General features: G+C 66.3%; 20 protein-coding genes, 1 tRNA gene and 1 pseudogene. 17 read left to right on the top strand and 5 right to left on the bottom strand.

Going from position 1 to position 23,431, the window contains the following annotated elements; translation table 11 throughout:
- Positions 1 to 8: 8 nt before the first annotated feature.
- Both ACLBWL_RS08235 and ACLBWL_RS08240 read left to right on the top strand, forming a co-directional pair.
- Positions 9 to 2,315, top strand: a complete 2,307-nt coding sequence (locus ACLBWL_RS08235; protein ID WP_447791837.1) for a tetratricopeptide repeat-containing sensor histidine kinase — start codon at positions 9 to 11, stop codon at positions 2,313 to 2,315.
- 64 nt (positions 2,316 to 2,379) lie between these two features.
- Positions 2,380 to 2,772: a response regulator gene (locus ACLBWL_RS08240; protein WP_447791839.1), complete on the top strand. Its 393-nt coding sequence runs from the start codon at positions 2,380 to 2,382 to the stop codon at positions 2,770 to 2,772.
- Here the strand turns inward: ACLBWL_RS08240 and ACLBWL_RS08245 are convergent.
- The gene (locus ACLBWL_RS08245) at positions 2,769 to 3,605 is read right to left on the bottom strand and encodes a class I SAM-dependent methyltransferase (RefSeq protein WP_447791841.1); all 837 of its coding nucleotides are present in this window, start codon (positions 3,603 to 3,605) and stop codon (positions 2,769 to 2,771) included. The genes ACLBWL_RS08240 and ACLBWL_RS08245 overlap by 4 nt on opposite strands.
- Positions 3,606 to 3,670: 65 nt before the next feature.
- Between ACLBWL_RS08245 and ACLBWL_RS08250 the strand changes: the two genes are divergently transcribed.
- The 4 genes from ACLBWL_RS08250 to ACLBWL_RS08265 are packed head-to-tail and all read left to right on the top strand — an operon-like array spanning position 3,671 to position 5,960.
- Positions 3,671 to 4,390, top strand: coding sequence for a ComF family protein (locus ACLBWL_RS08250; RefSeq protein WP_447791843.1), 720 nt, complete (start codon positions 3,671 to 3,673; stop codon positions 4,388 to 4,390).
- Between the two features lie 60 nt (positions 4,391 to 4,450).
- A complete protein-coding gene (gene grxC / locus ACLBWL_RS08255; protein ID WP_447791845.1) occupies positions 4,451 to 4,705 on the top strand; it encodes a glutaredoxin 3 in 255 nt (84 codons plus the stop codon).
- Positions 4,705 to 5,532 (top strand): carbon-nitrogen hydrolase family protein, encoded by an 828-nt coding sequence (locus ACLBWL_RS08260; RefSeq protein ID WP_447791847.1) that lies wholly within the window; start codon positions 4,705 to 4,707, stop codon positions 5,530 to 5,532. Before grxC ends, ACLBWL_RS08260 begins: the two co-directional genes overlap by 1 nt.
- Positions 5,529 to 5,960: a DUF1178 family protein gene (locus ACLBWL_RS08265; RefSeq protein WP_447791849.1), complete on the top strand. Its 432-nt coding sequence runs from the start codon at positions 5,529 to 5,531 to the stop codon at positions 5,958 to 5,960. Before ACLBWL_RS08260 ends, ACLBWL_RS08265 begins: the two co-directional genes overlap by 4 nt.
- A 24-nt stretch (positions 5,961 to 5,984) precedes the next feature.
- Here ACLBWL_RS08265 and ACLBWL_RS08270 read toward each other — a convergent pair.
- Positions 5,985 to 6,074, bottom strand: a tRNA-Ser gene (locus tag ACLBWL_RS08270).
- A gap of 119 nt (positions 6,075 to 6,193) precedes the next feature.
- Here ACLBWL_RS08270 and ACLBWL_RS08275 point away from each other — a divergent pair.
- Positions 6,194 to 6,457 (top strand): hypothetical protein, encoded by a 264-nt coding sequence (locus ACLBWL_RS08275; RefSeq protein WP_447791851.1) that lies wholly within the window; start codon positions 6,194 to 6,196, stop codon positions 6,455 to 6,457.
- A 21-nt stretch (positions 6,458 to 6,478) separates the two neighbouring features.
- Here the strand turns inward: ACLBWL_RS08275 and ACLBWL_RS08280 are convergent, their stop codons facing one another.
- Positions 6,479 to 6,622, bottom strand: a complete 144-nt coding sequence (locus ACLBWL_RS08280; RefSeq protein WP_447791853.1) for a hypothetical protein — start codon at positions 6,620 to 6,622, stop codon at positions 6,479 to 6,481.
- Positions 6,623 to 6,988: 366 nt separating this feature from the next.
- Between ACLBWL_RS08280 and ACLBWL_RS08285 the strand changes: the two genes are divergently transcribed.
- Genes ACLBWL_RS08285 through ACLBWL_RS08295 form a run of 3 tightly spaced genes read left to right on the top strand, consistent with a single transcriptional unit; the run spans position 6,989 to position 9,214 of the window.
- Positions 6,989 to 7,891 (top strand): acyl-CoA dehydrogenase, encoded by a 903-nt coding sequence (locus ACLBWL_RS08285; RefSeq protein WP_447791855.1) that lies wholly within the window; start codon positions 6,989 to 6,991, stop codon positions 7,889 to 7,891.
- The gene (locus ACLBWL_RS08290; RefSeq protein WP_447791857.1) at positions 7,882 to 8,634 is read left to right on the top strand and encodes a PIG-L deacetylase family protein; all 753 of its coding nucleotides are present in this window, start codon (positions 7,882 to 7,884) and stop codon (positions 8,632 to 8,634) included. The genes ACLBWL_RS08285 and ACLBWL_RS08290 overlap by 10 nt, the downstream gene beginning before the upstream one ends.
- On the top strand, positions 8,624 to 9,214 hold the full coding sequence (locus ACLBWL_RS08295) for an SAM-dependent methyltransferase (RefSeq protein ID WP_447791859.1): 591 nt from the start codon (positions 8,624 to 8,626) through the stop codon (positions 9,212 to 9,214). The genes ACLBWL_RS08290 and ACLBWL_RS08295 overlap by 11 nt, the downstream gene beginning before the upstream one ends.
- Before the next feature lie 471 nt (positions 9,215 to 9,685).
- Here the strand turns inward: ACLBWL_RS08295 and ACLBWL_RS08300 are convergent.
- A pseudogene (locus tag ACLBWL_RS08300) lies at positions 9,686 to 10,171 on the bottom strand (glycosyltransferase); the annotation flags it as partial.
- A 239-nt stretch (positions 10,172 to 10,410) separates the two neighbouring features.
- Here ACLBWL_RS08300 and fabG point away from each other — a divergent pair.
- The 3 genes from fabG to ACLBWL_RS08315 are packed head-to-tail and all read left to right on the top strand — an operon-like array spanning position 10,411 to position 13,850.
- Positions 10,411 to 11,202: a 3-oxoacyl-ACP reductase FabG gene (gene fabG / locus ACLBWL_RS08305; RefSeq protein WP_447791861.1), complete on the top strand. Its 792-nt coding sequence runs from the start codon at positions 10,411 to 10,413 to the stop codon at positions 11,200 to 11,202.
- The gene (locus ACLBWL_RS08310; RefSeq protein WP_447791863.1) at positions 11,195 to 13,018 is read left to right on the top strand and encodes a glycoside hydrolase family 15 protein; all 1,824 of its coding nucleotides are present in this window, start codon (positions 11,195 to 11,197) and stop codon (positions 13,016 to 13,018) included. The genes fabG and ACLBWL_RS08310 overlap by 8 nt, the downstream gene beginning before the upstream one ends.
- A gap of 28 nt (positions 13,019 to 13,046) precedes the next feature.
- Positions 13,047 to 13,850 carry an SDR family NAD(P)-dependent oxidoreductase gene (locus ACLBWL_RS08315; RefSeq protein ID WP_447791865.1) on the top strand — a complete coding sequence of 268 codons (804 nt, stop codon included), beginning with the start codon at positions 13,047 to 13,049 and terminating at the stop codon, positions 13,848 to 13,850.
- A 79-nt stretch (positions 13,851 to 13,929) separates the two neighbouring features.
- On the opposite strand, the gene ACLBWL_RS08320 is transcribed toward ACLBWL_RS08315, so the two are convergent.
- A complete protein-coding gene (locus ACLBWL_RS08320) occupies positions 13,930 to 15,033 on the bottom strand; it encodes an NADH:flavin oxidoreductase/NADH oxidase (protein WP_447791867.1) in 1,104 nt (367 codons plus the stop codon).
- A gap of 169 nt (positions 15,034 to 15,202) precedes the next feature.
- On the opposite strand from ACLBWL_RS08320, the gene glgX reads away from it, so the two are divergent.
- From glgX to treY, 4 genes are read left to right on the top strand one after another with little or no spacing between them, the layout of a single operon-like run.
- Entirely contained in the window at positions 15,203 to 17,305 is a 2,103-nt protein-coding gene (gene glgX / locus ACLBWL_RS08325) for a glycogen debranching protein GlgX (RefSeq protein WP_447791869.1), read from the top strand.
- On the top strand, positions 17,302 to 19,011 hold the full coding sequence (gene treZ / locus ACLBWL_RS08330; RefSeq protein ID WP_447791871.1) for a malto-oligosyltrehalose trehalohydrolase: 1,710 nt from the start codon (positions 17,302 to 17,304) through the stop codon (positions 19,009 to 19,011). Before glgX ends, treZ begins: the two co-directional genes overlap by 4 nt.
- A complete protein-coding gene (gene malQ / locus ACLBWL_RS08335; protein WP_447791873.1) occupies positions 19,008 to 20,981 on the top strand; it encodes a 4-alpha-glucanotransferase in 1,974 nt (657 codons plus the stop codon). Before treZ ends, malQ begins: the two co-directional genes overlap by 4 nt.
- Entirely contained in the window at positions 20,978 to 23,404 is a 2,427-nt protein-coding gene (gene treY / locus ACLBWL_RS08340) for a malto-oligosyltrehalose synthase (protein WP_447791875.1), read from the top strand. Before malQ ends, treY begins: the two co-directional genes overlap by 4 nt.
- Positions 23,405 to 23,431 lie beyond the last annotated feature (27 nt).

Below are 23,431 nucleotides of genomic sequence, written 5' to 3' on the forward strand. Positions count from 1 at the left end.
GGAAAGCGTTGACCAAGGCGATCGAGGCGGAGCGCCTTGCCGCGCATCTTCCTCAAGCAGATCATCGCGGTATTGCCATCGCTGCCGCGCGGTGGCTCCAGGGAGAAGCGCATCTGCGAACCAATGACTCGGACATGGCGGAGGCCCCGATCAGCAGTGCGATCGCCGAAGTTACGCTGCGCCAACCAAATTCAAAGCTTCATGGGGATCTTCTTCTGTCGCTCGGGTGGCTAGACAGCAATCGGGGCAGGATGGGCGAGGCATTGCGTGATTATCAGGGTGCATTCGAGATATACCGGAAGCTCGACGATCCCCGCGGACAGGCTCGTGCGCTGGTTTTCATCGCATCGTTGTACGACCAAGCCCGCGAGCAGCAGACTGCACTAAAATATTATCAACAAGCGCTAGATACGTATAAATCTGACGTAAATCTTTCGCTTTCGATCCACAACAATCGCGCGCTGTCTCTTGCTCTGTTTCGTCGATATCCAGAAGCACGAGACGAGCTTGCACAGGCCCTTGCGATTGCGAAAAATCTAGGCAGCCGAAATCTTCTCGAGCAGATATACATTAATACCGCCTGGATTGAGCTCAAGATCGGGAATCTGGCCCGGGCGACAAAAGCGCTAGAAATGGCGCGCAAAGTGGAGGACCCCAGCGACCTAGGCCTTCGTAGCAGATTGTTTGCGACCGATGCGCAGATTTCGTTGCAGCGCGGCGATATCGCGCGGGCATACGCGGCGATGGTCAAATCACTGATCGGCCTTAGCCCCAAGGACACCGATACGACGTACAGGGACGTGCACCAGACGGCGTACGACATTTATATGTTAACCGGTGATCCGAAGGGCGCATTGGTCCAGCTTCAAGCACTGAAGCGGATGGACGACGACGCAACGAAACTGGCGACTGACACGAAGACGGCCCTCATGGCGGCGCGGTTCGACTTCGCGAACCAAGAGCTGAAAATCAGCCAGCTCAAGGCAACCGAACTTCAAAGAAGCATCGCGTTCGAACGCGCCCATGCGCAGACCCAGCGTTACATGTTTCTCGGCGCGGCGGCCGCGGTGGCGGTGGTGATCGCGGTGCTTGCGTTCGGGCTGCTCACGATCCGCCGGAGCCGCGATCGGGTAACGGCGGCGAACAACGACCTTGCGGTGACCAACGACGCTCTTGGCAAGGCGCTCGCGGCCAAGACCGAATTCCTGGCGACCACGAGCCATGAGATCCGGACGCCGCTCAACGGGATCCTCGGCATGACGCAGGTGATGCTCGCGGATCGGGCGATTGAACCCGGGATCCGTGACCGTCTCGGCATCGTTCACGGCGCCGGGGTCAGGATGCGCGCGCTGGTCGACGACATTCTCGATGTCGCCAAGATGGAAACGGGCAATCTGGCGATCGAATCCGCGCCGTTCGATATCCGTGCCACCGTTATCGACGCGACCCGGATGTGGGAGGAGCAAGCCCGCGCCAAGGGATTGTCGTTCGCGGTCGATCTGGACGGCTGTCCGGACCTGATCATGGGCGATGCCGCGCGCGTCCGACAGATCGTCTTCAACCTGCTGTCGAACGCCCTCAAATTCACGAAATCGGGCGAGGTGGCGCTGAAAGTCGATGTCGATGGCGACGATCGTCTGCGCATCGCCGTCACCGATTCCGGGATCGGCATCTCCACCGGCAAGTTCGAAGAAATCTTCGAATCCTTCAAACAGGCCGACGCAGGCACGACGCGGCAATACGGTGGAACCGGGCTCGGCCTGTCGATCTGCCGCAATCTGGCGCGCGCGATGGGCGGCGACGTCGCGGTCAGCAGCGCGATCGGGCGCGGCGCGACGTTCACGCTGACGCTGCCATTGATCCGCACCGAACCCGCCATGATCGCCGAGCCCTCCGGGGTGGACGGTGCGGCGACGCTGGTGCTCGATCGCAACCCGATCACACGGAGCATGTTCAAGACGCTGCTGGAACCGCACTGCGGGCCGGTTGCGAGTAGCACGTCGGTCGATGAAGCCGTCATGCGGCTGGAACAGGGGAATATCGCACGCGTGCTGATCGATGACGCGACGATACGGGGGGAGGGCGATCACCTTGCGGCGTTGACGCGGATTGCAGAGATTGCCGCATCGGCCGATGTCGAGACGACGTTGCTCTGGCCCGTTTCGGCTGATCGGGAACGCGACGAATTGATCGCCACCGGCATCACGCGCGTCGTCGCCAAGCCTGTCAGCGGCGTCGATCTTATCGGAGCCTTATTACACAGATCAGTTTCAAAAAAACACTCAATTCCTGACCTTGTATCTCGGGCTGCATGACGCGTAGACACAGGTCCATGGCCGCCTTTTTGCTTCCCCTCGACCTCCTCTCGCGGCCGGTGGTATGAACGTTCTTTTCATCGAAGACGACCGGATGAACCGGCGTGTTGTCAAGGACATGCTGGACGTTGCCGGGGCAACGATGGTGGAGGCGGAGAGCGCCGAGATCGGTTTGCAGATCCTCGATGAAGACGAGTTCGCGATCGTGCTCGTCGATCTGCGGATGCCTGGCATGGATGGCATCACCGCGATTCAGCACATTCGCGCGCGTGGCGATGCCAAGGCGACCGTGCCCATCATCGTCGTCACGGCGGACATCGCGCCCGATCTGCGCCAGCGCTGTCTCGCTGCCGGCGCGGACGACGTGATCTTCAAGCCGGTAGCGATGGACGCCCTGTTCGAGGCGATGGGGAGGATCCTGGCGCGTGCCGCCGAGGGCGACGGGCTGATCGCCTAGCGCTTGAGCGCATCACCCAGCGATGCCGTCGCGCTGCCTCGCCGCGCGGGCTTGGGTTGCGACGGATCGGGCGACCAGCCGGTCAGAAAGACGATCTGGAACGTCTCCCGGGTCTTGCCGGTATCGTCGGCGGCATCCGCAAACGCGGCAAATGTCCGCGCGAGCACGTCGCGGGTCAAAGTCTGGCGGTGTGCCAGCATGTTGCCCGCCGCCATGCCGCGCAGGTCCCCGAGCAACCGGCCCAGGTCGGAATAGCGCACGTCGAGCGTTTCCACGTCGGCGACCGGCAACGCGAACCCGGCACGCATCAGCAGATCGCCCGCCGACCGCACGTCGATCTGGGGATGGAGGCGCGCGGCAGGGCGCTCGCTGTCGCCGATCCGCAAGGCAGCGCGCAGGGCACGCAGGCTGCCTGCGCCGACGAAAGCGCCGAGAAACAGGCCGTCGGGGCGCAGGACGCGGCGGATCAGCGACAGCGCGCCGGGCAGGTCGTTGACCTGGTCGAGCACGCCGCCGCTCACCACCAGATCGAATGAAGCGTCAGCGAACGGCAGGCGATCCTCGTCGGTCTGGATGCCTCGAGCCTGCGCGGCGAACGCAAAGCCCGCGTCGCACCGCACCACGCGCGCGCCCGGCGGCGGTTGGAAGGCACCGTCGAAACAGCCAAGATCGAGGATGTCGGTGAAACTGCGGGTGACCGCATCGAGCCGCTCGGCGATTCCGTCGAGCATCGTCGCGCGCAGGAAGTCGTGATCGGCGTAACCGGGCTCTGCGCGGTCGCGGCGGAGGCGGCGTGCTGCGCGGTCGAAGATTTCTGGGGGGCTGTCGGACACGAGCGCGCTTGTGCCGTGGTCGCGCTTCCACGACAAGGTCTGGCGGAAGGGAAGGGGGCGTCGGAATGATCGGACCGCTTCGCCGGATTCTCGGACTCGCCCTCCCGCCGCGCTGCGCCGGGTGTGGGGTACCGGTTGGCGAGGACCATCGGTTCTGCGCGCTCTGCTGGATGGGACTGCGGTTTCTCGGTCCGCCCTGGTGCGCGCGGTGTAACCGGCCGTTCGCGTTCGATCGCGGCGAGGGCGCGGTCTGCGCGCCATGCCTCGCCGAACCGCCGCGGCATGCCGGCGTTCGCGCCGCCGTCGCCTATGGGCCGATCGCAAGCAGCCTCGTGCTGCGTCTCAAATATGGCGGACGGATCGCCTTCGCCGAAACGATGGCGCGGCATATGCACCGGCTGCTGCCCGACGGCGTCGACCTGCTGGTACCGGTCCCGCTGCATCGATCGCGAATCTGGTCGCGCGGGTTCAATCAGGCCGCGCTAATCGCGGGGGCCGTCGCCAACCTTTCCGGCGTGGCCCATGATCGCGACGTTCTGGTCCGGCCGCGCCGTACGCTGGTGTTGCGCGGACTGGGCGGGAAGGCGCGAGCCAAGGCGGTCTCAGGCGCGTTCGCTATCGTCGGTCCGGACCGCGTTCGTGGGCAGTCGATCGTACTGGTCGACGACGTCTACACCAGCGGCGCGACCGCGGATGGCTGCACCCGTGCACTGCTCAGGGCGGGTGCGCGGTCCGTCACCATCCTGTGCTGGGCGCGCGTGTTGTCGCCGACGTCGGACGAATGATCGCCCGCGGTTGGCCGCTGGCGAGTTGACAGGGATCGGTGGAAACCACATCTCCGGCGCATGGCAAAAGTAGAGATCTATACCAAGGCGTTCTGTCCGTATTGCACGCGCGCGCTGAAACTCCTCGCCTCCAAGGGGGTCGAGCCCGAGCAGTTCGACGTGACGATGGGCGGCCCGAAAAAGGCTGAAATGGTCGAGCGGTCGGGCGGCCGCATGACGATGCCGCAGGTCTTCATCGACGGTCAGCATATCGGCGGATCCGACGATCTCGCGGCGCTCGAAGCGAAGGGCGGGCTCGACGCTCTGCTGGCCTGATGGCCAAGATCGGCATTCTCCAGATGACGAGCGGCATCGATCCGGTCGTCAATGTCGCCACGATCGTCAATGCGATCGGTCTTGCGGCGGGCGAGGGTGCCGCGATGCTGTTCACGCCGGAAATGTCGGGCTTGATCGACCGCGATCGTATCCGCGCCGGCCGGTCGATCGTGACCGAGGCGCACGACCCCGTACTCGCGTCGGTCCGTGCTGCGGCCGCCGAGGCGGGTCTGTGGGTCCACCTCGGCTCGCTCGCGGTGCGGTGTGCGGACGGCAGGTTCGCCAATCGCGGGTTCGTCATCGACGACCGCGGCGCGATCCGGGCGCGATACGATAAACTGCATCTGTTCGACGTCGATCTTCCGACAGGCGAAACCTGGCGCGAATCCGCCGCCTATGTGGCAGGAGAAACCGCGACCGTGGTCGAAACGCCGGCCGGCATGGTCGGCCCGTCGATCTGCTACGATCTTCGCTTCGCCGACCTGTACCGCGCGCTCAGCGATGCCGGCGCGACCGTGCTGTCGGTCCCCGCGGCCTTCACGCGACCGACCGGCTCGGCGCATTGGCACATCCTGTTGCGCGCCCGCGCGATCGAGGCGGGGGCGTTCGTCGTCGCGGCGGCGCAGACCGGCGAGCATGCCGATGGGCGCACGACCTATGGCCATTCGCTGGTGGTCGATCCCTGGGGCGACGTGCTGCTCGACATGGGAGAGACCGCGGGGCTCGGTTATGCGGAGGTCGACCTCGATCGACTGCGCGACGTCCGGACGCGGATTCCGGTGATCGCGCATCGTCGCGCGATCCCCGCCGTCGCTGTCGTCCGGTGATCGTCTTCGATCTGAAATGCGGCGGCGGCCATGTGTTCGAGGCGTGGTTCGGGTCGAGTAGCGCCTACGAGGTACAACGCGAGGCTGGGCAGGTCCGCTGCCCGATCTGCGACGACAGTGCGGTAACCAAGGCGGTCATGGCGCCAGCGATCCCCGCGAAGGCCAACAGCAAACCGCCGCCACCGAACGCGGAGGCGATCAAGTCGGCCTTGGCGACGCTCGCGATGCGGCAGGCCAAGGCGCTGGAATCGTCGCAATGGGTCGGCACCGCCTTTGCCGATCGCGCCCGCGCCATGCATCTCGGCGACGAGAAACAGTCGACGATCCACGGTCAGGCCAGTGTCGCCGAAGCGAGGGCGCTGGCGGAGGAAGGCGTCCCGATCGCCGCGCTGCCGCTCCCGATCGTCCCGCCGGAGCGGTCCAACTGAGCTTTGGCGCAGATACTGGTGAATTGGCGGACGGGGTGGGATTCGAACCCACGGTAGAGTTACCCCTACGACGGTTTTCAAGACCGTTGCCTTAAACCACTCGGCCACCCGTCCGGGATACGTGGGTCTGGGCGGGCGTCTACGGCGTCGAGAGCGGGATCGCAACCGTCTCGATCGCGGCGCGGCACAGGGCATGGATTGCGTTTCGGCGCCGCTGGCTACAGGAGGCTGTGATGGATCTCGACGCGGTTTTACGACATTTCTTCGGCACGGCCGATATCGACGCGCTCGACCAGGGCGCGATCGACGACGGGCGCGAGAAGGTCGCTATCGCGTTCGGGACCGAGCGCGAACCTGGTCGGCGCTTCGCGTTGTGGGCGGTGTTGCGCGCGACCGGCGAAGCGCCCGATCCGCGCGACGCGTTCGACGACCTGCGCGAGCAGCGTGCTGCCCAGATGTACGCGTCGGCAATGTCCATCGCCGACCGACCGGACTGACGCGTGCTCACGCGGAGTGGATCAGGCGGCGCGACGCTCGCGTAGCGCGCGATCGATCCGGCGGACGAGTTCGGCGATCGGCGGCATGTCGACGTTGCAAGGGGCGCTCGGGGTGCCGCGCATGCGTTTGCCGACCAGTGTGAAGACGTCCTGTTTGCTTGCCATCGATCTCGTCCTGTCCGATCGTGCGACTATGCCGGCCAAGCGTTAACCGATGGTTGGGATGCGTTTCACGATTGCGTAACTGTTTGAGCTCTGACGGACCGCGACACGCAACGCACGCGGGCGTCCGACGTTCTTTGTTCGGGACCGGCGCGCACCGCGGCCGGATGGTGCGGGATCGATTCACTGACGAAATATCCATCAGGCTGGTCCGTTCTCGAAACCGTCCGCCACCTCGCCGCATCGTGGGACCAGGAGAACACGCACGAGGATTTTCCCGCCGAGCGGCTTCTAGCGCTGTCCCAGGCGGGCGCGCTGGGGGCGTTCAAGACCGTCACTGCGGGCGAGTCGACCGATGCGCTGCTCGACGTGTTGCGCGCGATCGGCGGCGCCGACCTCAGTCTCGGTCGGGTGTATGAGGGGCACGTCAACGCCGTCCAGTTGATCGCAGGCTATGGCGATCCGGACCAGCGCCAGGCGCTGGATGACGATGTCGCGGCGGGACGGGTGTTCGGCGTCTGGAACACCGAGCCTGCACCTGGCCTTTCGATCCGCAAGACCGACGAGGATCGCTGGACGCTCGATGGGGCCAAGGTCTTCGCGACCGGGGCGGGGCATCTCGATCGTATTCTCGTCACCGCGCGGGACGAGACGGGCGGAAAGCAGCTCGTCCTCGTTCCGATCGCCGGAGAGATTGCCCGCACGGACAATAAAGCTTGGCAGGTTCGCGGCATGCGGGGGACGTGCAGCGGTGCGTTCGATTTCTCCGGCATGGTGATCGGACGCGAGAACCTGATCGGCGACCCGAACGACTATGAACGCGAGCCACGGTTCAGTGCGGGCGCGTGGCGGTTCACGGCGGTGCAGCTCGGCGCGGTCGAGGCGCTGGTGCGGCATTTGCGCGATCACCTCGTCGCGAGCGGCAAGGGGAACGATCCAATTCAGCGCGCGCGGTTTGCCGCCTGTCTGACCGAGACGCGCAGTGCCGGGCTCTGGGTCCGGCGGGCCGCGCATCTGGCGGAGTCCGAGGCGGCCGAGGCGATCCCGTTCGTGCTGATGACTCGCGGTGTGGTCGAGGAAGCCGGCTTGCGGACGATGGAGGCGGCGGCCCGGTCGGTCGGCACCGCGTCGTTCTTCGCCAAGAGCCGGATCGACCGGATCACGCGCGATCTAGGGCTGTATCTGCGTCAGCCGGTCCCCGACCAGGCGCGCGACCGGGCGGCGGCGGCGTGGCTCGAGGACGATTGCTGGGGCGACGATCGGTGGTGGTAGCGCCGGGCGCGGACGCATGGCGATCGCTCACCCGCCGCGCCCGGCGGATCTCGGCGAGCGACGCCGTGCGGCAGGGACCCTGGCTCGTGCTCGCGCCGCATCCCGACGACGAGACGCTCGGCTGCGGCGCGCTGATCGCCGCGGTGTCTGCTGCCGGTGGCCGGGTCCATACGGCGTTCCTGACGGATGGATCGGGGTCGCATCCCGACGCACCCGGCTGGAGTGCGCAGCGGATCGCGGCCCTGCGTCGCCGCGAAGCGCGGGAGGCGATCCGCGTGCTCGGAGGAGCGTCCGATATCCTGCGCCTCGACTGGCCCGATGCGGTGCCCGCCAAGCCGGGGGACGCGCTGTTCGCCCGCAGCGTTGATCGGCTGGTGGCCTGGTGCAGGCGGCGCGGCGTTCGGCAGATCGCGGTGACGTGGTCGGGCGAGCCGCATTGCGATCATGAGGCGGCAGCAGCCTTGGCGGTCGCCGTCGCGTCGCGCCTTCGTTGCCGGCTCTACGATTATCTGGTGTGGGGCTGGACGGTCGACGGTCTGTTGCCGAGGTTGCGCGGCAGCCAAGCTTGGTCGGTCGACAGCCAAGCCGGGCGACCGCGCCAGCGCCGGGCGATGGCCTGTCATCGGAGTCAGCGTGGCGGGCGGATCGTCGGTGCTCGCGAGAATTTCCGCCTGCCGCACGCGATGCTGCGGCTGATCGACCGTCCGAACACCATCTTGCTGGAGAGCCGCCGTGCGCCGTGAACGATCGATCGAATCCGAATATTTCGAGGCGCTGTACAAGGCTGAGGGCGATCCCTGGCATTTCGAAACCAGCGCGTACGAAGCCGCCAAATACGAGGCAACGCTCGCCGCGCTACCCCGGGACCGGTTCGTCACTGCGCTGGAGGTCGGTTGCGCGAACGGCGTTCTGACGACGCGGTTGGCGGAGCGTTGCGACGCGCTGCTGGCGGTCGACGTGTCCGATACCGCGCTCGCCGCGGCGTCCGCCCGGTGCGCGGATCAGCCGAACGTCCGTGTCGAACGGCGGCGCCTGCCCGCCGAAGCGCCCGGCGGTGCCTTCGATCTCGTGCTGCTGTCGGAGGTCGTCTATTACTGGGACAGCGCCGATATCGTCGGATTGGCGGACTATCTCCGTACCGCCATCGTGTCAGGCGGTCACGTTCTCCTGGTCCACTGGATCGGCGAAACCGACTATCCCAAGAGCGGGGACGACGCGGTCGTCGAACTCCGGTCGGCGCTTGGCGACGCGGCGCACGTCGTCCGCAGCGATCGGCACGAGGCGTATCGGCTCGACCTTTGGCGCCTTGGCGCGGCGGACTAGCCTGATCCGTCGTTGCGCTTCGGCAATCGCGGCGGGCAAGGTCGCAAAACTAAGCTGGTCTTGCCCGGTCGCTTGATCGGGGGCGAGCGCTGCATCCACGCTATACGTCTCGTGGAGCGGCGCATCGTGCGGCTGATCGATCCACCTGGCCACCGCATCCGCCATGCCCCCCGGCGCGCGCCCCGCCGTGCGACACGAGGTGAACACGCGCACATCGAGCGGGTGACGCACGCGGCCGCCATGGTGTCGGATGCGCTCGAACAGCGCGCGATCCTCGGCCACCGGCGGGGTAGGCGCGCCGCCGATCCGTCGGTACAGGCCGCGCGTCAGGGCGATGCTCGCGCCGCCCTCGTAGAAATGCCGCGGCCACGGATCGTGCGGCAGGCTTACGGCATCGGCGCGCAGATAATCGAGCGCGGTGTAATACCGCCCGATCATCTCGAGCCGCCGCCGTGCGGTGGCGCCCAAGTCCGCCCGGTCGCCCCGAACCGTCAACGCGCGACCCGCGACCGCGTCGTAGCCAGCCTCGATATGTGCGACCGTCCGGACGATCCAGTCCGGCGCCACATTGGTATCGGCATCCGTCGACAGCAGCAGATCGTCATCGCCTTGCAGCAACGCCGCGGCGCTGTCCCATGCGAGACGGCGCGCCCATCCCGCGTGCCGATACCCGGCAAGGAGCGATACCGCGGACCACGAGACTTCGGCGAAACGGGGTCGCCATGCGGTCAGGATATCCAGCGTCCCGTCGGAACAATCGTTCAACACGGCGATGATCGTCACGCGTCCGCCGAACATTTGTGCGGCTCGGTCTATTGCTGCGAGACAGGCCGGAAGATGCTGCTCCTCGTTCTTGACCGGGATGGCGACAGCCACGTGCCTTCTATTCGCTGCCGAACAGATAGCCGGAGAAAGTCTCATGACTTTGAAGCGTCTTGGACCGATATCGGGCAGCATGGATGCTGCCACTGTCGATCAAATTGGCAATCGACAAGGCGCAGTTTTTGCTCGTGATCAGCGATCGTCTTGCTCACATGCTGTCCCCGCCGTTTGTGTAAAGACTACAAAGCTTGGCGACGCCAACGAGTTGCGTCGATTTTTACGTCCCTTGATCCGGATCAGCTAGATTGGCCGGGATTGGATAGAGTCTAGGCCCGGTGCGTTCAGCGTCGGACATCTCCTAGGAAAGACCAATCATGCACATCGACCTGACGGGCCAGGCCGCGATCATCACCGGCGCGAGTTCGGGATTGGGCCGCGCGGCGGCGCTCGCCTTTGGTGCAGCTGGGGCATCGGTCGCGGTCAACTACAACAGCAGCGAGGACAAGGCGCGCGAGGTCGTCGACCAGATCGTGCAGGCCGGTGGCAAGGCCTTTGCGTGCGCGGCGGACACGTCCGACGAGGCGGCGGTGATCCGGTTGTTCGACGAAACCGTCGAGCGGTTCGGCGGCGTCGACATCGTCTTCGCCAATGCCGGCATGCAAAAGGATGCGGCCTATGCCGAGATGACGCTGGAAGACTGGAAGCGCGTCATCGACGTCAACCTGACCGGGCAGTTTCTCGTCTCGCGCGAGGCCGTGCGACGGTTCCGCCAGCAGGGCGACCGCGGGTTCAGCCGGTCGATCGGCAAGATCCTGTTCATGAGTTCGGTGCACGAGGTCATCCCCTGGGCGGGCCACGCCAACTACGCCGCGTCGAAGGGTGGCAGCGGGATGCTGATGCGGACGCTCGCGCAGGAAATTGCCGGCGATCGGATCCGCGTGAACGGCATCGCCCCCGGTGCGATCGCGACGGAGATCAACGAGGATGCGACCGCTGACCAGGACAAGCTGCTCGAACTCATCCCCTACGGCCGGATCGGCGATCCCGAGGACGTCGCGCGCGCCGCGCTGTTCCTGGTGTCGGATGCGGCGGACTATATCGTCGGATCGACGCTGACGATCGACGGCGGCATGAGCCTGTATCCCGGCTTCCGCGATAATGGATAAGCTTGGCATATCGATCGCGGATCACGGCGCGATCGGTAACCTGGAGACGATCGCGCTGGTCGATACGGCGGGCACGATCGATTACCTCTGCTGGCCGTGCCTCGACAGCGCGTCGGTCTTCGCGCGGCTGCTCGATGGCGACAAAGGCGGGCATTTCTCGATCGAGCCCCATCTGCCCGACGCGAACATCGTGCAGATGTACCTGCCCGAGACCAACATCCTGCTCACCCGCTGGATGGCGAACGCGGCGAGCGTCGATCTGGTCGACCTCATGCCGGTCGGCAACGACAAGGACGACGCGCCGTCGCGGCTGGTCCGGCGGCTGACCTGCACGCGCGGATCTGCGATGGTCCGGGTCCGCTGCGCCCCGCGGTTCGATTACGGCGTGATGGGACGCACGGCTTCCGTCACGATGTCGGAGGCGGACGTGTCGCGCGGCCGGTTCGACCACGAAAGCGGCCTTGCCCTCGCGGCTCACGGTGCCGCGACGCTCGTCGCCGACGGTTGCGACCTGACCGCCGATATCCACCTGACCGAAGGCGACACCGTCTCGCTGATCCTCAGCAACCCGGACGACGTTTCGCTCGATACCGACGCGCTCGATGCGATCGTTGAGAAGGACATCGCGTATTGGCGCGCATGGAGTCGCAAGTCGCGCTACCGTGGCCGCTGGCGCGAGACGGTCGAGCGCTCGGCAATGGCACTAAAGCTGCTCACCTCGCGCAAGCACGGTTCGATCGCCGCCGCCGCCACCTTCGGCCTGCCCGAAGCGCCCGGCGGCGTGCGCAACTGGGATTACCGCGCGACGTGGATCCGCGACTCCTCGTTCACCGTCTACGCTTTGCTGCGACTGGGTTATCAGGGCGAGGCGGTCGGCTTCCTCCATTGGGCGATGGACCGCGCGCAGGCGTGTTCGAAGGGCCATCTCGGCGTGATGTATGCGCTTGATGGCGGCGAGATCGCCGACGAACGCAAGCTCGACCTCGCCGGGTTCGAGGGCGCGACCCCGATCGTCGTCGGCAACGAGGCGAAGGACCAAACGCAGCACGACATCTACGGCGCGCTGCTCGACGCGACCTATCTCGGCAGTAAATATGGCGAGCCGATCGCGCATGATTCCTGGGTCGCGATCTCGCGCATCGTCGATCAGGTCTGCGAGACATGGGACACGCCGGACTCGGGGATTTGGGAAGTCCGCGGGCCGAAGAAGCATTATCTCCACTCGCGCCTGATGAGCTGGGTCGCGGTCGATCGTGCGGTGCGGCTGGCGCAGAAGCGTTCGCTGCCCGCGCCGCTGGTCCGCTGGTCGGAGACGCGGACGGCGATCCACGACGATATCTGGGCGAATTTCTGGAACGACGATCTCGGCCGGTTCGTCCGCGCGATCGGCGATGCGCCCGAGGATCTGGCGGTCGACGGCGCGTTGCTGATGATGCCGCTGGTCCGCTTCGTCGGCGCGACCGATCCCAAGTGGCTCGCGACGCTGGAGGCGATCGGCGCGGACCTGTCCGACGACGGGCAGGTCTATCGCTACCGGATCGACGACGGTTTGCCGGGGCAGGAGGGGACGTTCGTCGCCTGCTCGTTCTGGTACGTCGAATGCCTCGCGCGGGCCGGGCGGCTCGACCAGGCGCGGTTGAACTTCGAGAAGCTGCTCGCGCACGGCAATCATCTCGGTTTGTTCGCCGAGGAGATCGCGCAGGACGGCAGCTTTCTTGGCAATTTCCCGCAAGGCTTCAGCCATTTGGCGCTCATCAGCGCCGCCTTCTATCTCGACCGTGCGCTCGACAGCGCCGGTCCGCGGGAATGGGCATGACAATTTTCACTGACGTAAGGACGACAGCATGAACCTCGATATCGCAGGCAGGATCGCGCTCATCACCGGCGCGGACAGCGGCATGGGCAAGGAAACCGCCCGGATGCTGCTCGAGGAAGGCGTCCGCGTTGCGATCACCGACCAACCCGGCGGCGACCTCGACGCGAGTGTTTCGGAGCTGAAGACGCACGGCGAGGTGATCGCGCTCGAGGCCGACCTGACCAAGCTCGACGACGTGAAAACTTTGTTCGCCAAGGTCCGCGAACAGCTCGGCGAGCCCGACATCCTGGTCAATTGCGCGGGCGTGACGGGCGCGACCGGCGACTTCCTCGACGTCGACGATGCCGGCTGGCAGTCGACGCTCGACATCAATTTGATGGGCGCGGTGCGCGTCTGCCGCGAGGCGATCCCGGCGATGCGCGCGGCGAAATGGGGCCGCATCGTGCTGATGAGCTCGGAGGACGCGGTGCAGCCCTATGTCGACGAACTCGCCTATTGCGCGTCGAAGGCCGGGATTTCGAGCCTGTCGAAGGGGCTTTCCAAGGCTTACGGCTGCGACAACGTGCTGGTGAACACCGTATCGCCCGCGTTCATCGCCACGCCGATGACGGACACGATGATGCAGAAGCGCGCCGACGAGAAGGGGGTGAGCTTCGACGAGGCGATCGAGACGTTCTTGGAGGAGGAGCGGCCGGGAATGACGCTCAAGCGTCGCGGGAAGGCGGAAGAGGTCGCGTCGGCGATCGTATTCCTGTGCTCCGAGCGCGCGAGCTTCATCAACGGCGCGGACATCAGGGTGGATTCGGGCTCGGTGATGACCGTCGCCGGTTAAGCCGCCAACGATCACCACTCCTACCGGAGCGGAACCGGGCAATCCTCCCCCGCCAGGGGGAGGATTGCAAAAGCGAGCACTACCCCTCGAACAAATCCTTATACTGCCGAGGCTGCGACCGAAGATACTGGTCTGGCGCCTTCACCTTGCCCCCGAGATGCGCCGCCGCATGCCAGGGCCAGCGCGGATCGTACAAAATCGTCCGGGCCAGCGCGATCATGTCCGCATCGCCCGTCCCGATGATCGCCTCGGCCTGCTCGAAATCGGTGATCAGCCCGACCGCGACGACCGGGATCGACACCGCCTGCTTCACCGCGCGCGCGAGCGGCACCTGATAGCTCGGCCCGACCGGGATCTGCTGCGCCGGCGTAATCCCGCCACTCGACACGTGGATCGCACTGCACCCACGCGCCTCGAGAGCCTTCGCAAACGCCACCGTCTGGTCGGAATCCCAACCGCCCTCGGCCCAGTCGGTCCCCGACACGCGCATCGTCACCGCGCGCTCGGCCGGGAACGCAGCGCGTACCGCGTCATACACCTCGAGCGGGAATCGCATCCGGTTTTCGAGACTGCCGCCATACTCGTCCTCACGCCGGTTCGAGAGCGGCGACAGGAACTCGTGCAGCAGATACCCATGCGCCGCATGCAACTGCACCGCATCGATCCCGAGCCGCGCAGCCCGTACCGCCGCCGCCACGAAAGCGTCGCGTACCCGCGTCAGCCCCTCGGCGTCGAGCGCGACCGGTGCATTCTCCTCTGGCAGGAACGGCACCGTCGAAGGCCCTTCGGTCTGCCAGCCGTTCGGCGCGCCCGGTGCAATCTGGAGCCCGCCCTTCCACGGTACCTCGCACGACGCCTTGCGCCCGGCATGCGAGAGCTGGATCGCGATCGGCATGTCCGACCAGCGCCGCACGCTCTCGATCACGCGCGCCATCGCCGCCTCGGTCGCATCGTCGTACAGCCCGACATCGCCATGCGTGATCCGCCCCTCGGGCAGCACCGCGCTCGCCTCGATCGTCAGCAGCGCCGCGCCCGACAGCGCCAGGTGCCCCAGATGGATCTGGTGCCAGTCGTTCATGCAGCCGTTTTCAGCCGAATACTGGCACATCGGCGCGATCACGATCCGGTTCGCGAGTGTCAGGTTGCCGACCTTGAGCGGCTCGAACAGTTTCGGCCCGCTCATGCGAGGATCGATCCGATGGTGTAAGCCATGTGCATGTCCTTGATACGTAGAGGAGTGTGGCGAAACTCGCCGTGCCGTGCGGAACATAGGAAGTGGCGGGCGGGTTTCATGGCAAGGAATGCTGCACCGCGATAAAGCCGCGGTCGGCAACACGAAAAGGGTCCACGCATTGCATCTACTGCCCGACACGCTCGACGCCGGCTCGGCCTATCCCCTCGGCGCGACGTTCGACGGCCTCGGCGTGAACTTCGCGGTCTATTCCGCCAATGCCGAGAAGATCGAGCTCTGCGTCTATGACGAGACCGGCCGCCGCGAGCTGAAGCGCTATGCGCTCCCCGAATGGACCGACGAAGTCTGGCACGGCTACCTGCCCGACGCGCAGCCGGGCCTGGTCTACGGCTACCGCGCGCATGGCCGGTACGCGCCTGAGGAAGGCCACCGCTTCAACCCGAACAAGCTGCTGCTCGACCCGTACGCCAAGCAGATGATCGGCGAACTCCGGTGGACCGACGCGATGTACGGCTATCAGGTGAAGTCGCCGCGCGCCGACCTCAGCTTCGATCGGCGCGACAATGCGCTGACGATGCCCAAGGGCGTCGTGACCGACAGCCATTTCGACTGGTCGCGCGACGTGCGCCCCAACACGCCCTGGTCCGAGACGGTGATCTACGAGGCGCATACCAAGGGCCTGACCAAGCTGTTCGAGGAGGTCCAGCCCTCCGAACGCGGCACCTTTGCGGCACTCGGCAACCCGAAGGTCATCGATCACCTCAAGCGCCTGGGTGTCACCGCGATGGAGTTGCTGCCGATCCACACCTACATCCAGGATCGGTTCCTGCAGGAAAAGGGCCTGCGCAATTACTGGGGCTACAACACCCTCAATTTCTTCACCCCCGAGCGCTCGTACTTCGCGACCGACAGCCACGACGAACTCCGCCGCTCGATCCGCCGCCTGCATGCCGCCGGGATCGAGGTGATCCTCGACGTTGTCTACAACCATACGTGCGAAGGCTCGGAACAGGGGCCGACGCTGTCGTGGCGCGGGCTCGACAACGCCAGCTACTACCGCCTCGTCAAGGACGACCCGCGCTTCTCGATCAACGACACCGGCACTGGCAACACGCTCAACCTGACCAAGGCGCGCGTGATCCAGATGGTCGCGGATTCGCTGCGCTACTGGGCGACCAGCTTCGGCATCGACGGTTTCCGCTTCGATCTCGGCCTGACTTTGGGGCGGACGGACACCGGCTTCGATCCCGGCGCCGGCTTCTTCGACGTGCTCCGGCAGGATCCCGTGCTGGGCAAGCTGAAGCTGATCACCGAGCCCTGGGACATCGGCCCCGGCGGCTATCAGCTCGGCAACTTCCCCCCCGGTTTCGCCGAGTGGAACGACAAGTACCGCGACACCGTGCGAAAGTTCTGGCGCGGCGATCATGCGCAACGCGCCGATCTCGCCGCCCGTCTGACCGGCTCGGCCGATCTGTTCGACCGCCGCGCACGCCGCCCCTGGGCGAGCGTCAACCTGCTCGGCGCGCATGACGGCTACACGCTCGCCGACACGGTCGCCTACGAGGAACGCCATAACGAGGCGAACGGCGAGGACAATAACGACGGTCATTCGAACAATTGCTCGCGCAACTGGGGCGTCGAAGGCCCAACCGAAGACCCGGCGATCCTCGAGACCCGCCAGCGCGTGATGCGGTCGATGCTGACCACGTTGTTCGCGTCGCTCGGCACCCCGATGCTCGTCGCCGGCGACGAGTTCGGCCGCACGCAGAACGGCAACAACAACGCCTATTGCCAGGACAACGAGATCAGCTGGCTCGACTGGGAGAAGGCCAAGGCGCCCGAGGGCAGCAAACTGATCGACTTTACCGCGCGGCTGATCGCCCTGCGCCGCGACTATCCGATGCTCCGCGCCGGCAACTTCCTCTACGGGGAGGACACGCCGGCCGAGGGGCTGAAGGACATCGAATGGTGGGACGAGCGCGGTCAGCAACTCACCCCCGAGGACTGGCAGAACACCAACGGCCGCGCGCTGGTGATGCGTCGCGCCTGTGAGATGGAATCGGGCGAGGTCCAGGTGATTTCGCTGCTACTCAACGCGTCGGAAGGCCCGCTGACCTTCCACATGCCGCCTCCGGCAGAGGTCGAGCGTACCGTCCTGATCGACAGTAGTAAGCCCGATCAGGGCACAACCATGATCAGGGACAGCTACGAACTACCCCCGCAGGGCGCGGCATTGCTGTCCTGGACGATCGCCGCGGCATGACGCGCTGGGGACCGACGCTGGCCGATAACGGGGCGACCTTCCGCCTATGGGCACCCGACCGCGACGGGATAACGCTCGAGTTCGCCGATGGCGACGGTGTTCCCATGACCCGCCAACCGGACGGTTGGTTCAGCGCCGACGCCCTGGCCGGGGCCGGTGCCCGATACCGGTTCCGGCTTGCGGATGATCTGACCGTCCCCGACCCCGCAGCACGGGCGCAGGATGGCGGCGTCCACAGCTGGAGCGTTGTCGTCGACCACGGCGCCTACGAATGGCGCACCCCGGATTGGCGCGGCCGGCCTTGGGAGGAGATGGTTATCCAGGAGCTCCATGTCGGCGCGCTGGGCGGCTTCGCAGGTGTCGCGGACCAGCTTCCGGCGATCGCCGCGCTCGGCATCACCGCAATCGAACTCATGCCCGTCAACGCATTCGGCGGCACCCGCAACTGGGGCTATGACGGCGTGCTCCCCTACGCTCCCGCCGAAAGCTACGGCACGCCCGACGACCTGAAGGCGTTGGTCGATCGCGCCCACGAACTCGGTCTCGCGGTGTTCCTCGACGTGGTCTACAATCACTTCGGACCCGACGGAAACTACCTCGGCGCGTATGCAAAGGGCTTCTTCCACGCCGAAGTCGACACCCCCTGGGGCGGCGCAGTTGCGGTCGACCAAGCGCCGGTCCACCGCTATTTCGTCGACAACGCGCTGATGTGGCTCAACGAATACCGCTTCGACGGCCTCCGCTTCGACGCAGTCCACGCGATCGAAAACGACGCCTTCCTCGACGCGATGGCCGCCGAACTCCGCGAGCAGACCGAAGGCCGCCACATCCACCTCGTCCTCGAGAACGAAGGCAACGACGCCGACCGCCTCCACCCCGCCGCGTTCGACGCGCAGTGGAACGACGATTTCCACAACGTCCTCCACGTCCTGCTCACCGGCGAGACCAGCGCTTATTACGCCGACTTCGCCGACCGCCCCGCCGAGCGCCTCGCGCGCTGTCTTGGTGAAGGCTTCATCTACCAGGGGGAGGGTTCTCCCAACCACGACGGCAAGCCACGCGGCAAGCCGAGCGCGCACCTCTCGCCGACGGCATTCGTCGCGTTCCTCCAGAACCACGACCAGATCGGCAACCGCGCGCTCGGCGAACGTCTGACGCTGCTCGCCGACCGCCAGAAGCTTCGCGCGGCTACCGCGTTGCTCCTGCTCGGCCCCCAGATACCGCTCCTGTTCATCGGCGACGACCACGGCAGCGAAAGCCCGTTCCTGTTCTTCACCGACTTCCACGACGATCTCGCTGACGCTGTGCGCGAAGGCCGCCGCAAGGAATTTGCCAAGTTCGCCGCCTTCGCCGATCCCGAGGCGCGCAAGGCGATCCCCGATCCGAACGCACACGAGACCTTCCACCGATCGCGCGCTAAACCAGGCCTGGATGCTGCGGAATGGCAGGATCTGTACCGCACGCTCCTTGCGATCCGCCACGCCGAGATCATCCCTCGTCTCCGTGGCACCACCGCGATCGGCGCCGAAGCGATCGGGGAGGGGGCGGTCGTCGCCCGCTGGACGATGGCCGACGGCGCGCTCCTCACGATCGCGCTGAACCTCGGGGAGGCCGCCGTATCATTCCCGGAGATCGAGGCTGCACCGATCTTCGCCGATGGCGAACCCGGCCAATCCGGCAGCGTCGCAGTCTGGCTGGAACGATGAGCAGCCGGCAAACGCTGGCGACCGCGGCGGGTCTGCAACTCGAATGGCAGGATGCCGCCGGTCAACGCCAGACGGTGTCGGACGCGGCGTTGAAGGCGATCCTCGATCGCCTCGGCCACCCCTCGGCGACCGCCAAGCAGATCGCCGACAGCCTCGCTGCGATCGCCGCGAGGACCGCGCGAGCGCCCCGCTTCCTGTCTGTCGGTGTCGGCGACCCGATCCAGCTGTCGACGACGCTATCGGGCAACGCCGAACTCACCCTGGAAAACGGTACGAGAACATCGATTGCGATCGACCGAGGCGCGCTCACGCCAATCGAGCATACCGGTTATCACCGTCTCGAAGTCGGTGACGAGGTGATCGACCTGCTGGTCGCTCCCCGCCGCTGCTTCACGATCGCCGACGCCGTACCGGGCCGCAAACTCTGGGCGCCCGCGGTCCAGATTCCCAGCCTACGCGCCGAGACTGCCAAGGCATTCGGGGACTTCGGCACACTCGCGGAAACCGCCCGAGCATTCGGCCAGCGCGGCGCCGATGCCCTCGCGATCAGCCCCACGCACGCGCTCTTTCCTGCGGATGCCGGCCGCTACAGTCCCTACGCGCCGTCGAGCCGGCAATTCCTCAACGGCCTCTATGCCGATGCGTCCGCATTCGCCGGGACGTCGGACGACCCCGCGCCCGACCTGATAGACTGGCAGAGCGCGATACCGGCAAAGCTCGTACATCTTCGCAAGACCTTCGACCAAGATGCTCGGCAACTTCGCGAATCTCTCGACGCATTCCGGCGGGAAGGCGGAGGCGACCTGGAACGTCACGCCGAGTTCGATGCCCTCCACGCCCATTTCTTCGCCATCTCCGGAGCACGAGGCTGGCAGCAATGGCCGGCCGAGTATCAAGATCCCGCCAGCCCGGCCGTCCGCCGCTTCGTCACGGAACATGCCGACGACGTCACCTTCTACGTCTTCCTCCAATGGCTCGCTCGCCGCGATCTCGACGCGGCACAAACCGCCGCGAAGGACGCCGGCATGGTGATCGGCCTCATCGCCGATCTCGCCGTCGGCATGGACCCGGGCGGCAGCCACGGCTGGAGCCGCCGCGGCGACCTGCTGACCGGCCTGTCGATCGGCGCACCACCCGATCCGTTGGGCCCGGACGGCCAAAGCTGGGGCATCACTGGTTTCGATCCGCACGCGCTCCGCGAGACCGGGTTCGCCCCGTTCATCGCGACGATCCGCGCCGCGCTCGCGCACGCCGGCGGCATCCGCATCGATCATGCGTTCGGCATGCGCCGCCTGTGGGTCGTCCCCGAGGGCGCGTCGGCGGCGGAAGGCGCCTATCTCGACATGCCCTTCGACGACCTGATGCGGATCATCGCCATGGAATCGCAGCGTGCCAAGGCGATCGTCATCGGCGAAGACCTCGGTACCGTTCCCGACGGCTTTCGCGAGGCGATGGACGCGCGCGCCATGCTCGGGATGCGCGTGCTCTGGTTCGAGCGCGATGCGGACGGCTTCGTCCCTCCCGCAAAGTGGTCGCGCGATGCGGTCGCGATGACCGGCACGCACGACCTCGCGACGATCGCAGGCTGGTGGAGCGGCCGCGACATCGACTGGACCTGGGACCTCGGCCGTAAGTCCGACGCTGTCGATGAACCCGCAGACCGCGCCGCTCGCGTCGATGATCGTGCGGCACTCTGGTCCGCCTTCGACACGGGGGCCAAACAGCCATCGCTCAATGACACCGACCCGGTCGTCGACGCCGCAATCGCCCATGTCGCCAGCACGCCGTGTACGCTCGCGATCATACCCATCGAGGATCTGGCCGGGATGATCGAGCAGCCCAACCTCCCCGGCACGATCGACGAACATCCCAATTGGCGCCGCCGCATGCCCGACACGACTGAAGCCCTCCTGCAACGTCCCGAGGTCGCTGCCCGCATCGCCACGCTCAACGCGAAAAGACCCGCATGACCCCCCGCGCAACCTACCGCTTCCAGTTCCACAAGGACTTCACCTTCGCCGATGCCGAAGCGCTGGTGCCGTATCTCGACAAGCTCGGCATCAGCCACCTCTACGCCTCGCCGATCACCACCGCCCGCAGTGGCTCGACGCACGGTTACGACGTCGTCGACCCGACCCGGATCAACCCCGAACTCGGCGGCGAAGACGCGTTCCGTAGCCTCGTCGCCGCGCTCCGGTCGCGCGACATGGGCGTCATCATCGACATCGTCCCCAACCATATGGGCGTCGCCGGTGGTGAGAATGCGTGGTGGAATGATGTCCTGACGCACGGTGAAACCAGCGAATTCGCGCGCTACTTCGACGTCGACTGGCGCGAGAAGCTCGTGCTCCCGATCCTCGGCGATCCGCTGGGCGAAACGCTGGCAAGCGGCGCGCTGAAGGTCGAGCATATCGACGGCCGCTATGTCCTAGAAGCGTATGGCGAACACCGCCTGCCTATCCGCGATGAGGACCAGGCGACTGCCGCGACCGACGACATTGCCGCGCTGGTCGACCGCCAGCACTACCGCCTGGCCTCGTGGCGCGTCGCGAACGATGAGCTCAATTGGCGGCGGTTCTTCACGATCAACGATCTCGCCGGCCTCCGCGCCGAAGACCCGGTCGTGTTCGACGCTACGCACGCACTCTATTTCCGCCTGTACGCCGAGGGCCTGATCGACGGCGTTCGTGTCGATCACGTCGACGGACTGACCGACCCTGCGGGCTATTGCCGCCAGCTTCGTGCAAGGTTCGATGCGATCGAGCGTCCCGCCGGTGCTCCCGCTGGCCGGGCCTACATCGTCATCGAGAAGATCCTCGCCGACGGCGAACCGCTCGGCACAGACTGGGGCGTCGACGGCACCAGCGGGTACGACTTCATGGAGCAGGTCACCGCCTTGCTCCACGCCCCCGCCGGCGCCGAGCCGCTCGCCGATCTCTGGGATGAGATCAGCGGCCGGTCCGCCGACTTCGCCCCCGAGGAACTGCGCGCGCGGCAGGAATTGCTGTCGTGGCAGTTCGACGGCCAGCACCGTCGGTGCGTCGAAGCATTCGTGGCGCTCGCCCGGTCCACGCCCGAGGGCGACGGCATGACGAGGGGCATGCTCCACCGCGCGATCGAACGCCTGCTCTGGGTCTTCCCGGTCTACCGAACCTATGGAACGGGCGATGCCGCCCCGGCGGCGGACGCCGCGATCCGCGAGACGGTGCGCCAACGTGTCGCGCAGTTCGTGCCGCCGGGTGAGGACTTTGTCGTGGACGCGGTGCTCACGTGGCTGGCTGGCGAGGGGCAGGGCGATGCCGCGCTCGCCGCGGATGCGGTGCGCAAATTCCAGCAACTCTCCGCACCGATTGCCGCCAAGGCGGTCGAGGACACCGCGTTCTATCGCTATGGTCGCCTGCTTTCGCGCAACGACGTCGGCTTCGACGCGGCCCGCATGTCGCTCGATATCGACGATTTCCACGCCGCAATGGTCGACCGCGCGCGCGATTGGCCGGCGGCGATGCTCGCGACCGCTACGCATGACCACAAGCGCGGCGAAGACGTCCGCGCGCGGCTCGCGGTGCTCAGCGAAATTCCGGACGAGTGGCGCGCTCGGGTCGAGCATTGGCTGGGGCTGGCCGCGCCGCTCGCAAGCGCGGTCGATCCGGCAGACGTCTACATGCTGCTCCAGACCCTCTTCGGCGCCTGGCCGGAAGGGCTGACGGCGTCGGACGCGACAGGGCTCGCCGCCTTCGCCGAGCGTATCGTCGCGTGGCAGGAAAAGGCGCTGCGCGAGGCCAAGCTGCGGTCGTCATGGGAAGCGCCGGATCAGGCGTATGAAGCGCGCTGCCATGAACTGGCGCGCGCGCTCCTCGACTCCGCGCGCTCGGCAATATTCTTGGATGACCTGACGGCCTGTGTCGCCCGGATTGCGCCCGCAGCGGAGGCGAACAGTCTCGCACAGGTCGCCCTGCGATACACGGTACCCGGCATTCCGGACCTGTATCAGGGCACCGAGATCGCCGACCTGAGCCTGGTCGATCCCGACAATCGCCGCGCGGTCGACTACGCCAAGCTGCAGGCGACGCTCGACGGTATCCCACCGCCGAAGATGGCGCTGATCGCACGACTGCTCGAGATGCGGCGGGCCCATCCGGCGGTCTTCGCTGAGGGGGACTATGACCCAATCGCGCTCACCGGCCCCCGTGCAACCCAAGCCTTGGCCTTCAACCGCCGGCATGATGGCGTGACGGTGCGCTCATTGGTGGCGTTGCGCTGTGCCGACCGCCATCTCGACCGGATCGCCGCGCGCGACTGGTGGGCCGACACTGCGCTTGCATCGGGGGAAACGCTAGCCGACCTGTTCGGTGCAGAGGCCGTGTCGATCGAAATCCTGCACGCGGACGCCTGAACCGCCGCCGTCGTCACCGTGCAGTGA

Source organism: Sphingomonas sp. M1A8_2b, from assembly GCF_053345535.1.